8 protein-coding genes are annotated in these 16,183 nt (G+C 73.0%); 7 read left to right on the top strand and 1 reads right to left on the bottom strand.

Annotation, left to right across the window (positions count from 1 at the left end; genetic code table 11):
• Positions 1–32: 32 nt before the first annotated feature.
• The 7 genes from H8R17_RS10330 (at position 33) to fxsT (ending at position 11,748) form a co-directional block, all read left to right on the top strand.
• Entirely contained in the window at positions 33–443 is a 411-nt protein-coding gene (locus H8R17_RS10330; RefSeq protein WP_316959367.1) for a CU044_2847 family protein, read from the top strand.
• Positions 440–2,509, top strand: a complete 2,070-nt coding sequence (locus tag H8R17_RS10325; protein ID WP_187822847.1) for a trypsin-like peptidase domain-containing protein — start codon at positions 440–442, stop codon at positions 2,507–2,509. Before H8R17_RS10330 ends, H8R17_RS10325 begins: the two co-directional genes overlap by 4 nt.
• A gap of 156 nt (positions 2,510–2,665) precedes the next feature.
• Positions 2,666–3,676, top strand: coding sequence for a MoxR family ATPase (locus tag H8R17_RS10320; protein WP_187822846.1), 1,011 nt, complete (start codon positions 2,666–2,668; stop codon positions 3,674–3,676).
• A gap of 7 nt (positions 3,677–3,683) precedes the next feature.
• On the top strand, positions 3,684–7,016 hold the full coding sequence (locus tag H8R17_RS10315; protein WP_187822845.1) for a tetratricopeptide repeat protein: 3,333 nt from the start codon (positions 3,684–3,686) through the stop codon (positions 7,014–7,016).
• Between the two features lie 361 nt (positions 7,017–7,377).
• Positions 7,378–8,661 carry an aKG-HExxH-type peptide beta-hydroxylase gene (locus H8R17_RS10310; RefSeq protein ID WP_316959366.1) on the top strand — a complete coding sequence of 428 codons (1,284 nt, stop codon included), beginning with the start codon at positions 7,378–7,380 and terminating at the stop codon, positions 8,659–8,661.
• An 81-nt stretch (positions 8,662–8,742) separates the two neighbouring features.
• Positions 8,743–9,945: a TIR domain-containing protein gene (locus tag H8R17_RS48620; protein WP_316959365.1), complete on the top strand. Its 1,203-nt coding sequence runs from the start codon at positions 8,743–8,745 to the stop codon at positions 9,943–9,945.
• Positions 9,946–9,966: 21 nt separating this feature from the next.
• Complete coding sequence (gene fxsT / locus H8R17_RS48615) at positions 9,967–11,748, top strand: FxSxx-COOH system tetratricopeptide repeat protein (protein WP_316959370.1); 1,782 nt, start codon at positions 9,967–9,969, stop codon at positions 11,746–11,748.
• Between the two features lie 376 nt (positions 11,749–12,124).
• On the opposite strand, the gene H8R17_RS10300 is transcribed toward fxsT, so the two are convergent.
• On the bottom strand, positions 12,125–15,937 hold the full coding sequence (locus H8R17_RS10300; protein WP_187822844.1) for a multifunctional oxoglutarate decarboxylase/oxoglutarate dehydrogenase thiamine pyrophosphate-binding subunit/dihydrolipoyllysine-residue succinyltransferase subunit: 3,813 nt from the start codon (positions 15,935–15,937) through the stop codon (positions 12,125–12,127).
• Between the last annotated feature and the right edge of the window lie 246 nt (positions 15,938–16,183).

Below are 16,183 nucleotides of genomic sequence, written 5' to 3'. Positions count from 1 at the left end.
CGGGGAGCCGAGGGCGATCGAGCGGGGGCACTGTGAGCGGAGGGATCGAACGGATACGGCTCGACGACGGAACCGTCGTATGGGCCAGAATCGGCGGGGCAGACGAGGCCGCGCTGGAAGGGGACGGCTACCGGGACACCGGGGTGGGGGATCGCGTCATCGGTATGGCGGGCGGTCTCGCCGACACGGTCGGTGGTGTCGTGCGCTCCCTGCGCGCCGGTCTGGACACCACGGCGCAGGTCGAGGTCGCCGTCAGCTTCGGCATCGAACTGTCGGCGCAGGCGGGCCGGATCGTGAGCGCCATCGCGGGGGCCGGCGGACAGGCTTCTCTGTCGGTGTCCCTGACCTGGACCGAGCCCGCCCGGGAGGGCGACGGGCCGGAGCCGGATCCGGAAGCGGGCCGTACCGCCCCTGCCGGACCGTCGGCTTCCGGCGCCGTATGAGCGCCCTGGAAGAAATGGTGCGCCCCTCGCTGGCGCGCATCGTGGCACCGGGTCACGGGTATGCACCGGACCGTGACGAGTACTGGGGATCGGGTTTCTTCATCGCCCCGGGCTGGTTGCTGACCTGCGCCCATGTAGTGGGAAAGGGGGGTGCGGCGGTGTGGCGGACGGAGGGAGCCGTGGGCGTCACCTGGCAGGGCGGCACCACCACCGGCGACGTCGTGCTCGCCAAGCCCCGGCCCGACACGGCTGACGAGGCCGGCGGCCGCTGGAACTTCCCGGACATCGCGCTGGTCCGGGTGCACGGCGCCGAGGACGCGCGGTGCGTCTGGCTCAGCGACCGGGCGCCGTCCATCCCCGCCCCCATCAGCCTGCACGGCTGGTCCCGGACAACCGGCACCCTCGGCATGCGGCACGGCGTCGGCGAGGCCCGGGCCCTGGACGCCAGGGCGCTGCTGCTCACCGGCAGCCTGCCGGTCGAGGGCGTCTCGGGCGGCCCCGTGGTCGACCTGCGGTACGGCGCCGTCATCGCCATGAACAAGGGGGTCGGCCGGCACGAGGGCGCCGCCGCCCCGATCACCGCGCTGCACGAGCTGTACGACCTGCGCGGCGGCGGCATCCTGCACACCGTCATGCGCGAGCACGACCTGCACCACCTCGCGCGCTTCACCGCGCCCGGCACGGAACCGGCCTGGACCCGCACCCAGGCGCGGATGCGCGCCCCCGGAGCGACCGGGCTCGCCCCCGCACTGCGCGTCCACCTCTACGGCCACTTCGCCCACCTTCCGCCGCCGGACGGACCCGGCGAGGTCATCGACCTGGTCCACCAGGTCAAGTCCCGGGTGGTCCAGGAGGACTACCGCTCGCCGATCGTGCACGACCCGCGCACCTGGCGTGAGGGCGCGGGACTCCTGCACGGACTGCGCGGCCTCGGCGAGCGGGGCGGCAGACCCGAACTCGACCTCGACGCGGTCCTGCTGTACGCGGCGAAGGTGGCCCGGCAGACCGCCCGGGACCACCCCGCAGACGTGGACCGGGAGCGGCTGCGCACCCTCGCCCGGTGGATCGGCGAGCAGGCCACCCTCTACGCCCACCCGGCGATCCGCGAGGACATCGACGCCCTCCTGGACGGCCTGACCGCGACGTCTCCGCCACGGCCCGCACCGCCGGTCCAGGCGCGAGAGGTGTCGCCCCGGGCCGGCGCCGACGTCCTCGTCGACATAGGCGAGCCCGTCTACGGCGAGCGCTACCCGCTGAGCGTCCGGCTCCTCTACGACGGCCGGGACGTGACCCCGGTCTACAGCAACGACCTCGGCGTGCGCCGCCACGAACTGCGCCAGTGCCTGAAGGAGCCGCTGGCCGAGGCCCTGCGCCTGGGCGACCACGGCGTACACCTGGCCACGGTCGAGGCCTTCCTGCCGCGCGCGCTGTTCGACGAGCCGCTCGACGAATGGCAGCTCACCTCCGACGGCACCGAGGACGACGAACTCGACGAACAGGCCCTTCCGCTCGGGCTGCGCCGCCCCGTCCTCATCCGCGACCGGCGGCGCAACTCCCGGCCGCCCAGCCCCGAATGGCGCCGGCGCTGGAAGGGCGTCGCCCGCGGTCCGCTGCCCGGCATACCTCTGCGCGGCGAGGCGACCGCGCACGGCCACCCGCCCGGCGCGCTCAGAGAGGGCAAGTACGCCGTCCTGGGCCGGCTGTCGGCGGCGGACGACGGATGCGTACCCGTCTTCTGCGGCCCCGTCGGCAGCGGTGCGGGACTGGAGGGGATGGCCGCCGCCCTCACCGCCGGGCACCCCTTGGTGCTGTGGCGCCGGGACTGCCACGATCACGAGGAGTGCTCCGCGTTCCACCGCCAGGCCACTGCTTTGCTGGGGCTCGCGAACCGCGCCGAGGAGCTGCATCACCATGTGCGCCAACTGCGCCTGCGCCTCTGGGACTCCGAGACCGCCCGGGCCGAGGGCCTCACGGGCCGGATCGCCGTCATGTGCGATCCGCCGGACCGGCCGCCCCGTGGGACCGAGACCATTCAGCCACCCCTCCCGGCCGGACCGGACACCTGATGCCTTGTCAACCCTTCTTCCCAGGACGGGCGTTCGTCGGCCGGAAGCGATGCCGGGCGCCCTTGAAACTCGGCAGGCCCGGCTGCCGGGAGGTAACGTCGTACGTCGAACGGCCCGGGCCCGCTGCATGATCACCAGAGCCGGGAGGAGCCCAAGGTGAACGACTGGCGGATCTACCGCGGAGTGGGTCAGCCGCACGACGGTGTCCGGCGGTTACCCGCGCCGCCGCCCTGGCGGGACTTCGCGGCGGCACAGGATCGCCCGGAGATCGGGCCGGAGGATCCCAGCAGCGCCCGCCGGCTCGGTGTCCGGCGCCGCCTCGTGGAGAACTACGCGCCCCGGCCCGCCGAGGTCGACGCCGTCAACGCCGCTCTCTACCTGCGCCGCCCGCTCCTCGTCACCGGCAACCCGGGCACCGGGAAGTCCACCCTCGCTTACGCGGTCGCCCACGAGCTGGGTCTCGGCCGGGTGCTGCGCTGGCCGATCGTCAGCCGGACCACGCTGCAGGACGGCCTGTACCGCTACGACGCCATCGGCCGCCTCCAGGACGTCCAGCTGGAGCGGGCCCAGGGTGCCGAGCCGGGCGCCGCGGCCGGCATCGGGGCGTACGTCCGGCTGGGGCCGCTCGGCACCGCGCTGCTGCCCGCACGGACACCCCGCGTCCTGCTGATCGACGAACTCGACAAGAGCGACCTGGATCTGCCCAACGACCTGCTGAACACCCTGGAGGAAGGCGAGTTCGGCATCCCGGAGCTGGAGCGCGTCGCCGACCGCGAGCCCGTCGTCGAGGTGCTCACCCACGACGGAGGGCGGGTCGCCGTGCACGGCGGACGCGTCGCCTGCACCAGCTTCCCTGTGATCGTCCTGACGTCCAACGGCGAACGCGACTTCCCCGCTCCCCTCCTCAGGCGCTGTATTCAGCTGGAACTGGAACCGCCCGGCGAGGACCAGCTCACCGCCATGGCCGAGGCGCACCTCGGCGCTGAGGGGGTCGAAGCGGGCCGCGATCTGATCGCCCGGTTCCTCGACCGGGAACCGGGCGAGGTCGTCGCCGCCGACCAGCTCCTCAACGCGCTCTTCCTCACCCAGCACGCCCCCCACGCGGAACGCCTCACCCGGGAGCGGATCGCGGACATGCTCATGCAGCCGCTCGACCGGCCGAGGTGAGGACCGGATGCGAGGCAGGCAGCTGGACGAACTGGTCCGCAGGCTGGGCCGGGCCGGCCTCGACCTCACCGCCGAGGAGTTGGCGGACGCGGTCTGGCTCGCCCTGCGGATTGGCCCGGCACGGCCGCACCAGGCCCCTGGCCGGCCCGGGCCCGCCCCGGCAGCGCCGCCCGGGCAGCCGTCCGACGCCCGGCCGAAGCCCCCGGTCGAGCGGGGCACGGACAGCGCGCCGCAGCCGGTCGCGGGCCCTCCCGCCGGCGCCGTACCCCTGCACATTCCGGGCGGCACCGGTCACCCGCACAGCGACGGCGGCAACGCCGCCTTTCCGGTGCGGGCCCCCGCCGCCACCGCACTGCCCGGCCTGCTTGGCCTGGAGAAGGCCCTGCGCATGCTGGGCCGCTACCGGGTCACCGCCACGGCGCCACCGGACGACCGGATCGACGAGGAGGCGACCGCCGAGCGGGCCGCCGCGAGCGGGATCGTCCTGCCCGTTCCGGGCGCCGGCCGCCGCCACCGCTGCGACATCCAGCTGCTGATGGACACCGGCCCGGCCATGGCCGTATGGGGCCAGATGGTCGAGGAACTGCGGCAGGCCTGCCAGCAGTCGGGCGCGTTCGCCAGTGTCCGGGTCCACCACCTGTACGCCGACGCGTCGGGCGCCCCCGTCGTCGGCACGACCGCCGGGCCCGGCCGGCGCACCCGGCGGCGCCCGCCCCACGAACTGCACGACCCGTCGGGGCGCTGCCTCACCTTCGTGATCAGCGACTGCGTGGGGCCTCTGTGGCAGAGCGGCGCCGCCCAGCGGCTGTTGCACGACTGGCCACGCGCCTCGCCCCTGGCCGTGGTCCAGCCCCTGCCGCCCCGCCTGTGGGGCCGTACGGCGCTGCCCGCCGAGCCCGGACTGCTCGTGCGGCCGGCCGAACTGGGCGGCCGCGTCGGCTTCCTGCCCGACGAGGAGCCCTGGGACGGACGGGCGACCGGCGCCCGCCCCGTGCCCGTGCTCCAGCCGACCCCGGAGGCAATCGAGACCTGGGCACGCCTGCTGTCCGGGACGGGCCCGACCAGCGAGCGGGCCTGGGCCGCCTGGACGGTGCCCGGCGCCGCACCCCTCAACCCCGCGCCTGCCGCCGCGGCCCCGCGCCTCGACGACGACCTGCTGCGAGCCTTCCGCGCGACCGCCTCGCCCGGCGCGCTCCGCCTTGCCGTGTACCTCGCGGCAGCCCCGCTGACCCTGCCCGTCATGCAGCTCGTGCAGCGCGCCATGCTCCCGGACACCGGCCCCATGGAGCTGGCCGAGGTGCTGCTCGGCGGCCTCCTGCGGCAACTGCCCGGCACGGACGAGCAGCCCTGCTTCGCCTACCCCGGCCGGGTGCAGGACCTGCTGCTCAGCTCCCTCGACCAGGACACCGCCGGGCTGGTCCTCAAGCACTGCTCCGCCTATGTCGAACGCCGGTTCGGCAAGAGCACCCGCAACTTCGCCGCGCTCGCCGCCGCCCGCCTCGCCGACCACGACCCCGCCTCCGGTCCCGGACCGGTCACCGACGACACCGGCCCGCAGGGCGCCGGCGGTGTCGAGACCGAACTCTTCGCCCGCATCCCCGCCCGGGTCCTGCGCTTCTACCTGCCCGACCTCGTGACGCCCGAGCCCCTCGCGGAGGCGGAGCGGCTGCTCGGCCAGTGGCAGAGCCTGGCCGATCCGGAGGTGCTGCACCGGGCGCGGCAACAGGCCGAGGCCGCCGTGCGCGGCCGAGCACCGGCCGAGGACGACGGCGTACGGGCCCACCTCGTGCTCGGCCGGGTGCTGCGCGCCGAGGCGGGTACTGCGTCGGCCCGCGCCGGCGGCCGCCGTGCGCACCTGCTGCTGGCCGCCGTCGAGGCACTCGCCGCGGCCCACCGCGCGGCACCGGACGACACCGTCGAGCAGGCGGCGGCGGCGCTCGAACTGGCCGCCGCCCGGCACGAGGTGTGGCGGCTGACCGGTGACCGGGACCAGCTGACGGCCGCGCTCGACGTCCTGGCCCCCGGCACGCCGCCCTGGCCGGCCGTCACTGGCCGGGAGGCGTACGGGCCAGGGGCCTACGGGGAACGGCAGGGCGGTATCGAGGGCGATGCCCGGCCTGGCGAGCGGCACGGCGGCGGCACCGGGGGCGAGGTCCCCCGGCACGGCGGACACGGCAGCGGGCAGGACGGCGGCGCCCGAGGCCAGGACGACGGCGGCCAGGACAGGGCCCACCGTGACGCGGACCGGACGGGGGAGCTCTGGGCCACCGCCCACCGCTCGCGGCTGCTGCGCCGCGGCCGGCTCCTGCTCGACCTGGGCCGCCCGGGCGAGTCGGTTCCCGAACTGCGGGAAGCCTGCGCGCTGTTGGACGCCTCCAACACCTCCGACGCCATACGCAGCCCGGCATTCCTGGACCTGGCGCGGGCGCTGCGCGGTGCCGGAGCGGACGGGGCGGAGACCCGCGAGGCGCTCCTGCGGGCGGAGCGGGCCGCGGGCGACGATCCGGACCTGAGACTGCCCTGCCTCGCCGCCCGGGCGGCCTTCCACGACGCGACGGGCGAGCCCCGGGAGGCCGACGAGGCGTACGAGACGGCCGCCATGCTCGCCCCGGCCGACAGCCTCCGGCGCTGCGACCTCCTCATCGCCTGGGGCGAGTCCCTGCTCAGGCGCGCCTCACGGCGGGACGGCGCGCGGATGGTCGACCGGGCCGAGAACGTCCTGCGCGAAGCCCTGAAGGCCCTGCCCGCACGGTCCGCGCAGCGGGGCAGGCTGCAGGGGCTCGTCGGCAGCGCGCTGGCGCAGCGCTTCCGGCACGTGGGCTTTCTGCCGGACCTGTTCGAGAGCCGGCACCTGCTGGGCCAGGCGGTGCGCGCGGCGGCGGACGCCGGGGTGCGGGCCGAGGCGTGGCTGCAGCTGGGACGGGTACGGCTGGAGGGGTGGCACCGGGCGGGCGCGCCGGTGCTCGGCGAGGCGCTCCAGGCCTACGAGAGCGCCGAGCGCGAGGCCCGGGAGGCGTACGGTGACGAGCCGGGGTCGGTGACGGCGGCACGGGCGCGGCACGGGTGCGGCGCGGTGTTCGTTCTCCTGGGGCGGCCCAGCGCGGCCCGCGCGAGCTACCGAGCAGCCCAGGACCAGTGGCAGCGGCTCGGCGGTGCGCTGCGGGAGGTGGACTGGCAGGACGTCGAGCTGACGCGGCGCCGGGTGGCGGAACTCGACGCCGAACCGGCTTCGCCGCCCGCCGGGAGCGGGCTGCCGGAGGAGGCGTGGAGGCGGATGGCGCCGCCTTGGTACGCGTGGGCGCAGAGTTGGCCCGACTTGGTCGATGTTGACCTGAGTTGATCTGGTCGGGTTTCTGTTTCCGGGCTCTCGGGAAGAACTGGGCAGCCGTTGCGGCTGTGCGGGGCAGGCGTAGGCAGGGAGGAGCCGAGGTGGCGGAGCAGCGGAACTGGGGGTCCGGGCCTGGCGAGCACGCCGGACGGACTGCGCCCCTGCCCGACCTCGCCGACGTCGACCTGCGGACATTGCGTGCCATGGACGACCCGGCACTCATCGCGGCGGTGGAGCGGACACTGGCGGAGGCCGACGGGCTGCGGAAGGTCTGGTACGGGCCCTCCGAGCCCGACGACTCGAAGGGAGGGCGCTCGAGGCATGCGTTTTCGGCCGGTCGTGGAGGATCCTTACGGGGTCAGGGCTCCGGCAGGTGACCGCCGTACCCGTCTCCACCGAGGTGTTCACGGAACTGGCCCGCACCCGGCCACTGCCCGCGGCCACCACGGCACTGCGGGCCGCGCTCCACACCCGCAGGCTGCTGCTGCTCAAGTCCCTGCTCGTCCGGGTCGAACGGCGGCGCACCGCCCTGCAGTCCGTGGTGCGCCGCCGCTTCGAGGCGGACTGGACTCTGCTGGAGCGGGCGGAACACACCGACGCCGCCGTGGTCCGGGACGTCGTCGACTACCCGATGACGGGCGCCTGGCTGGCCGAGGCCCTTGCCGCGCCCGACGGCCCGCTCTTCGAAGAGCACCTCGCCCGGCTGGGCGGCGTGGCCGTCGCCGCCGCCGTCCGCGCGGGCTGCCGGTTCGACATCACGAGCACGCTGCCGTCGGACACCCTGTCCCTGCCCGGCCTCGGTCTGCTGCGCTGCCCCGCGCGCCGGATCCGGCTGAGCGGGGACACCAGGGCCGTACGGATCACGGACGACGCGGGCGGCAGTGTCGCGCTGGCCCGTGCGATGCCTGAGGGGGCCGACCCGCGAAACCGACCGCACGGCTCCCTGTCCTGGACGGGACTGCGGGCGCTGTCCGGCGGGGGAGCCGTCCTCGACGACCTGGATCCCCACCGGGTGCCGCCGGGCGGGATCGGCCCGGCGGCCCTGCCCGCGGCCGAGCGCACGCACTCCGGCCACCCCGCCTGGGCCGCGCGGTGGCGTACGGCTCAGGCCCTCCTGGCGGTGGCCGATCCCGGCCGCGCCGCCGAGACCACGGCGCTGGTGCGCGCCGTCGTGCCGCTGGCGTCCCCGGTACACATCGGCGTACCGACCAGTGCCACGCTGCGGACCGCCCCCGGCGCCGTGCTGGCCCAGCTGCCCGCCGACCCGCGGGACCTGGCGGAGCTGCTGGTGCACGAGACACAGCACACCAAGCTGGCCGCTTTCGACGAGATGGCCCCGCTGTGCCGGCCCGGCGGCGGCACCCTGCACCCGGTGGCGTGGCGGCGCGATCCACGCCCCGTCCCCGGAGTGCTGCAAGGGGCGTACGCGCATCTGGCGCTGCTGGACCTGTGGCGGCGGGCCAGGGTCGCTCCCGCCTCTTCGCCGGCCTGGCGGCGGCGTGCCGAGGAGCGTTTCGAGGCCCACTGGGAGGGAGTCGGGGAGGCCTTGTCGATCCTGCGCGAATCCGATGAACTGACCTCTGCTGGAAGGGAGTTCGTCCATAACATGGCCACTTACCACAGAAGTCTCGGCGGTGCGGCCTGCCAGGTGGGGTAACTCTCCGCGGATGACCAATTGCGTTACGTTGTGTTTTGTGGCTGTCCGGCAGGGAGACAGCCGCGGGAACTGGGAGCGGCGATGGCGGAACAGCGCAGGCCGGCCGGCGGCGGAGCGGCGGTGTCCGAGCACTTCCTCGTGGTCTTCCCGGGGTATCATCGCTCGTGGGCGGCATGGATCGCCCACTGCCTGGAGCGCCAAGGCCACCGGGCCACCCTGCAGCGCTGGGATCCGCCCCGCGAGGTGTCGCTGGAGGACTCGCTCGGCGACCTGCTGCTGGCCAGCGGGAGAGTGCTCCTCGTTCTCAACGACTGGTTCTTCGAACTGGGTCCGCGCCCGGCGGGCGAATGGAACGACGTGCTGCGCGGCTTCGTCGCCGCGCACGCCGACCGCTTCACCGCCGTCAACCTCACCAACCGGCCGTTGCTCCCGGCCACCGCCGTCCTCGAACCGGCCAGCCTGTGGGGAGTGAACGAGGAGGCCGCCGAGGAGCGGCTGCTGAGCCGGCTCGGGCTGGAGCGCCTGAGGAATCCACGGGCCGTGCCGGGCCGGGTCCGTTACCCCGACACCCGCTGTGAGATCTGGGGCGAGGTGCCGCGCCGCAACCCGCGCTTCACGGGACGCGACGACCTGCTCAACGTCATCCACCAGCGCCTTGCCGACGCCGAGCGCGGAGCCGCCGCCTGCACGCTCGTCGGCATGTCCGGCATCGGCAAGACGCAGCTGGCCGCCGAGTACGCGCACCGCTTCAGCACCGACTACGACCTGGTGTGGTGGGTCAACAGCGACGACCGCAACATCCAGCGCGACCGTCTCGGCGAACTCGCCGCGGAACTCGGCCTCCGCATCGGCAACGAGCCGGGCGAACGCATCCGCGCCGTGCGCAACGCTCTGCGGCGCGCTGAGCCGTACGCCAACTGGCTGATCGTCTTCGATGGCTGGGACGATACCGAGGGCGCTGCGGCGCTGCTCCCACAGGGCCCCGGACACGTGCTGATCACCTCCCGGAACCGGGGCTGGAGCGAGCACACCGACGTCCTTGAGGTCCCGTCCTTCCTCCGCCCGGAGTCCACCGGCTACCTGATGCGCCGCGCCTCGCACATCACCGCACAGGAAGCCGACGAGGTGGCCGCCGAGTTCGGGGACGTCCCGCTGCCGCTGGTGCAGGCCGCCTCCTGGCTCGGTGAATCGGGCATGGAGGTGTCCGAGTATCTGCAGATGGTGCGCGAGGGCAAGCTGACCACCGTCGACGAGCCCGCCACCACCGGCGAGGGCTTCCCGTAGTCGTCCCTCACTTCCTGGTCGATACTGCTCAACCGGCTCCGCCGCACTCAGCCGCAGGCCATCGACATCCTGAGCCTGTGCACCTCGTTCGCGCCCGGGCGCATCCCGCTCGGCCTCATCCGCGCCTACCCGCGGGCCGAGCTGCCGCAGGAGCTGCGGTGGATGGCCACGGACCTGCCCGCCTGGACCCGTGCCCTGGACACGCTGGTCAACTACTCGGTGCTCAGCCGCGAGTCCCGCGGGCCGCTCGCTGCCGAGACGGGACCGCACCAGGAGTCGGTGCAGATGCACCGGCTCGTCCACGACATCGTCTCCAAGCTGACCAGCGAAGACGGCCGTGCCCTGCACCGCAGGGCGGTCCGCACTCTCCTCGCGGAGGCCGACCCCGGCAATCCTGTCGACAGCAGGACCTGGCCGACGTACGCCGAGCTGCTGCCCCACCTGGAGCCCTCCGGGGCGTTGGAGAGCCGGCAGCCCCGGGTCCAGGCACTGGTCGTGAACTGCCTGCGGTACTGCGTCCGCAGCGGGGAGTACAACAGCGGTCTCGAGCTGGCCCGGCGGGTCCGCGACCGCTGGGCCCGGTTCATGGAGCCCGTGGACCAGCCCATGCTCGACCTGGCCACGCACGAGGGCAACATGATGCGGGCCAGCGGCAGGTTCCGCGAGGCCTACGAACTGCACCGCGGCATCCTGGACAGACTGCGGGCGGCGCCCGGGAGCAACCCGCTCGCCGAGCTGGTGAGCATGAGCGCCATCGCGGCCGGCCTGCGGCACCTCGGGCGGTACGAGGAGTCGTGCGACCTGCAGCGCGAGGTGGTCGAGGGCAACGAACAGCTGCTCGGGCCGGAGGAGCCCCAGACCCTGGTCGCCCGGCACAATCTCGGCGTCGTCCTGCGGCTGCTGGGCAGGTACGCGGAGGCGCTGGAGCTCGACCTGGAAACCCTCGCCCGGCGCGAGAGCGTGCAGCGTGCCCGGCACATCTCCACGCTCAACTCGGGCAACGCCGTCGCGCACAGCCTGCGCCTGCTGGGCCGTTACCGGGACGCGCTCGCCCGGCAGGAGCCGGTGGTGCGGCTGCATGTGCAGGTGCTCGGGCCGCAGCATCCGCAGACCCTGGCGGCACGGGCCGAGCTGGCCATGTGCCGCCGTCGCGAGAGCGGTCCCGCGCCGGAGGTGGGGCCGTCGATGGCCAGCCTCCTGGACCAGCTCGTCCAACTGCACGGCCGCGAGCATTACTACACGCTGTCGTTCCTCACCAACTACGGCAACTTCCTCCGCGAACACGGCGAGCTCGCCCAAGCCCGGGACCTCATCGGCGAGGCCGAGGCCGGCTACCGCGCCCTGCTCGGTCCCGCCCACCCCGTCGCCACCGGCATGCTCTCCAACACCGGCCTCGTCATGCAGGCCGCCGGTGAGCGCGCCGAGGCGCTGTCGATGTTCGAGTCCGCGCTGGCCGGCCTCACCGCCACGCTCGGCCCGGACCACCCCTGGGTGCTGGGCTGTGCCCTCAACGCGGCCAGCGGACGGAACTTCAACGGCCGTATCGCCGACGCCGTCGAGCTGAGCCGGGACACGCTGCGCCGGGCCCGGCACGTGCTGGGCGACGAGCATCCGCTCACGCTGTCCTGCCAGGTGGCGCTGGCCGCGGATCTGCGGGCCGCGCGGGAGCAGGAGGAGGCCGGGAAGCTGGAGGAGGACGGGCTGCTGGCCCTCACCCGTACCCTCGGCGCCCAGCACCCGCACACCATCTCGGCCCGTCAGCGCACCCGCCCCTACTGGGACTTCGAACCCTACCTGGGCTAAGGGGTCCTTGCACTATGCCCGCCCGGGTCGCGCGGCCTGGCACCGCACCTCGCCGCGTTGCCGGAGAGCCCTAGTAGCTCCTCCCCCACTCTCGGCTCCGCTCGAGCGGGCACCCCCATCGAGGGCTCTCCGGCGCCTTGCGATGCACGGCACCAGACCACGCGACCTCATCGGGCGCTCATAGTGCAAGGACCCCTAAAGCGCCCCAAAGGGGCGCGGGGCCGTATCGATATGCGGCTCCGCCGCGTGGGCGCGAGCAACCACGGACGGCTCGCAGCCGCGCACGATCGAAACCAACCCACCGGGTAGGCGAAGGGCCCGGTACCGAGCAAGAACTCGGTACCGGGCCCCTGTGTCCGGCTGACCGCCGGAGGCACTACGCCTCGAACACCTCACGCACCAGCTGCTCCTGCTCGGCCTGGTGCCGCTTGGCGGAACCGACGGCCGGGGACGAGCTGTGCGGGCGCGAGATGCGGCGCAGGCGCTCGCCGTGCGGGACGTCGGCGCCGACGGCCAGGTCCAGGTGGTCGATCAGGTTGAGGGCGATGAACGGCCAGGCGCCCTGGTTGGCCGGCTCCTCCTGAGCCCACAGGTACTTCTCGGCGTTCGGGTACTTCTTGATCTCCGCCTGGAGCTCGGCACCCGGCAGCGGGTACAGGCGCTCGATGCGGACGATCGCCGTCTCGGCGGCCGCAGGGTCCGTCGCGCCGCGCTTCTGCCGCTCGGCGGCGAGGTCGTAGTAGACCTTGCCGGCGCAGAAGACGACCTTCTTGACGGCGGCCGGGTCGACCGAGTCGTCGCCGATGACCGGGCGGAAGCCGCCCGTGGTGAACTCCTCCGCCTTCGAGGCCGCCGCCTTCAGCCGCAGCATCGACTTCGGGGTGAAGACGACCAGCGGCTTGTGGTGCGGGTTGTGCACCTGCCAGCGCAGGAGGTGGAAGTAGTTCGACGGGAGCGTGGGCATGGCCACCGTCATGTTGTTCTGGGCGCACAGCTGGAGGAAGCGCTCCGGGCGGGCGGACGAGTGGTCCGGGCCCTGGCCCTCGTAGCCGTGCGGGAGGAGCAGGGTGACGCCGGAGGTCTGGCCCCACTTCTGCTCCGCCGACGAGATGAACTCGTCCACGACCGTCTGGGCGCCGTTGACGAAGTCGCCGAACTGCGCCTCCCACATCACGAGTGCGTCGGGGCGGGCCAGCGAGTAGCCGTACTCGAAGCCCATCACCGCGTACTCGGACAGCAGGGAGTTGTAGACGTTGTAGCGGGCCTGGTCCTCGGACAGGTAGAGCAGCGGGGTGCGCTCCTCGCCGGTCTCGCGGTCGATGATCACCGCGTGCCGCTGGCCGAACGTGCCGCGCTGGGAGTCCTGGCCGGACAGCCGGACCGGGATGCCCTCCAGCAGCAGCGAGCCGACCGCGAGGGTCTCGCCCATGCCCCAGTCGATCGTGCCGTCCTCGACCATCGACGCCCGGCGCTGCAGCTGCGGCAGCAGCCGCGGGTGGACGCTGATGTGGTCGGGGATGTTGACCTGGGACTCGGCGATCCGCTTGACGACCTCCGTGGAGACCGCCGTGGTGACCGCGACCGGGAACTCGGCCTGCGGGTCGGACGGCTCCGCCGACGCCGGATGCGCGGTGGCCTCGCGGACCTCCGTGAAGACCTTCTCCAGCTGGCCCTGGTAGTCCTGCAGGGCCTGCTCGGCCTCCTCCAGGGTGATGTCGCCCCGGCCGATCAGCGACTCGGTGTACAGCTTGCGCACCGAGCGCTTCTTGTCGATCAGGTCGTACATCAGCGGCTGCGTGAAGGCCGGGTTGTCGGTCTCGTTGTGGCCGCGGCGGCGGTAGCAGATGAGGTCGATCACCACGTCCTTGTTGAAGGCCTGGCGGAACTCGAAGGCGAGCCGCGCCACGCGGACGCAGGCCTCCGGGTCGTCGCCGTTCACGTGGAAGATCGGGGCCTCGATCATGCGGGCCACGTCCGTGGCGTACATCGAGGAGCGCGAGGACTCCGGGGCGGCGGTGAAGCCGACCTGGTTGTTGATGACGACGTGGACCGTGCCGCCGGTGCGGTAGCCGCGCAGCTGCGACATGTTCAGGGTCTCGGCCACCACACCCTGGCCGGCGAAGGCCGCGTCGCCGTGGATCGCGATCGGCAGAACCGTGAAGTCCGTGCCGCCCTTGCCGATGATGTCCTGCTTGGCGCGTGCGACGCCCTCCAGGACCGGGTCCACGGCCTCCAGGTGGGACGGGTTCGCGACCAGGTTGACCTTGATCTGCTCGCCGTCCAGGCCGGTGAAGGTGCCCTCGGCGCCCAGGTGGTACTTAACGTCGCCGGAGCCGTGCATCGACTTCGGGTCGAGGTTGCCCTCGAACTCGCGGAAGATCTGCGCGTACGACTTGCCGACGATGTTCGCCAGCACGTTCAGCCGGCCGCGGTGGGCCATGCCGATGACGACCTCGTCCAGGCGGGACTCGGCGGCCGAGTCCAGCACGGCGTCGAGCAGCGGGATGACGGCCTCGCCGCCCTCCAGGGAGAAGCGCTTCTGGCCGACGTACTTCGTCTGCAGGAAGGTCTCGAAGGCCTCGGCCGAGTTCAGGCGGCGCAGGATGCGCAGCTGCTCCTCGCGCTCCACGCGGGAGTGCGGGCGCTCTACCCGGTCCTGGATCCACTTGCGCTGCTTGGGGTCCTGGATGTGCATGAACTCGATGCCGGTGGTGCGGCAGTACGAGTCACGCAGCACGCCGAGGATGTCGCGCAGCTTCATCATCGACTTGCCGCCGAAGCCGCCGACGGCGAACTCGCGCTCCAGGTCCCACAGCGTGAGGCCGTGCTCGTTGACGTCCAGGTCGGGGTGCTTGCGCTGCTGGTACTCCAGCGGGTCGGTGTCGGCCATGACGTGGCCGCGGACCCGGTAGGAGTGGATCAGCTCGAAGACGCGGGCGGCCTTGGTGACGTCGTCGTCGTGGCTGGCGTCGATGTCCTTGAGCCAGCGGACCGGCTCGTAGGGGATGCGCAGCGCCTCGAAGATCTCGTCGTAGAAGTTCTGCTCGCCGAGCAGGAGGTTCGCGACCGCGCGCAGGAACTCGCCGGAGGCGGCGCCCTGGATCACCCGGTGGTCATACGTCGACGTGAGCGTCATGACCTTGGAGATGCCGAGCTTGTTCAGCGTGTCCTGGCTCGTGCCCTGGAACTCGGCCGGGTAGTCCATGGAGCCGACGCCCATGATCACCGACTGGCCGGGCATCAGACGCGGAACGGAGTGCACGGTGCCCAGGCCGCCCGGGTTGGTCAGGGAGACCGTGACGCCGGTGAAGTCGTCCATCGTCAGCTTGTTGTCGCGGGCGCGACGGACGATGTCCTCGTAGGCCTGCCAGAACTCGAAGAAGTTCAGCGTCTCGGCCTTCTTGATCGCCGCGACGACCAGCTGGCGGTCGCCGTTCGGCTTGACCAGGTCGATGGCGAGGCCGAGGTTGACGTGCTCCGGCTTGACCAGGATCGGCTTGCCGTCCTTCTCGCCGTACGACCAGTTCATCGACGGCATGGCCTTGATGGCCTGCACCATCGCGTACCCGATGATGTGCGTGAAGGAGATCTTCCCGCCGCGGGCGCGCTTGAGGTGGTTGTTGATGACGATGCGGTTGTCGAACAGCAGCTTCACCGGGACCGCGCGCACGGAGGTGGCCGTGGGCAGCTCCAGGGAGGCGTTCATGTTCTTCGCGACGGCGGCGGCGGGGCCGCGCAGGGGCACCTGCTCGGCACCGGCCGGCGCGGCGGGCTCGGCCTTCGGCTTGGCCGCCTGCGCGGGCTTTGCGGCCTGAGCGGCCGGCGTCGCGGGCTTGGCGGGGGCTGCAGCGGCGGCCGGCTTCGGGGCCGCGGGCGCCGCATCGGCGGGCTTCGCCGGAGCCGCGGGGGCGTGCGCGGCCGGGGCCGCCTGGGCCTGGGCGGACTGAGCCGTGGTGGTCCCCGCGGCCCCCGCGGCCGCGGTACGCGCCGGAGCCGGGGCGGACGCGCCCGGCTTGTAGTCGGCGAAGAAGTCCCACCAGGCGCGGTCTACCGAATTCGGGTCCTGGAGGTACTGCTGATAGATCTCGTCGACGAGCCACTCATTGGGACCGAACGCGGCAGCGGGGTTCTTGCCCGCTTGGTCGTCGGTCGAGATGCTCGATGCGTTACTGGGGGACTGTGGCGACACGGCGGCAACCGCCCTCTTCCGCTTCACAAGGTGATGGACAGCGGGAATTAAGGCTACGCCTCCAAGAGCGAGAAGGTCAGGCCGGGCCCGTTCATCGTCGTGTAAGTCACATCTCAGAGGGTGTTTCGGGGCTGGAAATGGCGGGAAACAAGCCAGGTTCCGCTTCATCAGGGAAAGGCCGACCGTGACCCGGCACGCCGAAGGCGCGGGCCTGTGCCTGATCACACTGTCCGTCAGCGCGGACGC

The sequence above is a fragment of the Streptomyces sp. TRM68367 genome (genome assembly GCF_014495685.1).
Lineage (GTDB): Bacteria > Actinomycetota > Actinomycetes > Streptomycetales > Streptomycetaceae > Streptomyces.
The sequence above is the reverse complement of the archived record's forward strand: the minus strand, read 5'-3'. Positions and strand labels throughout refer to the sequence as shown.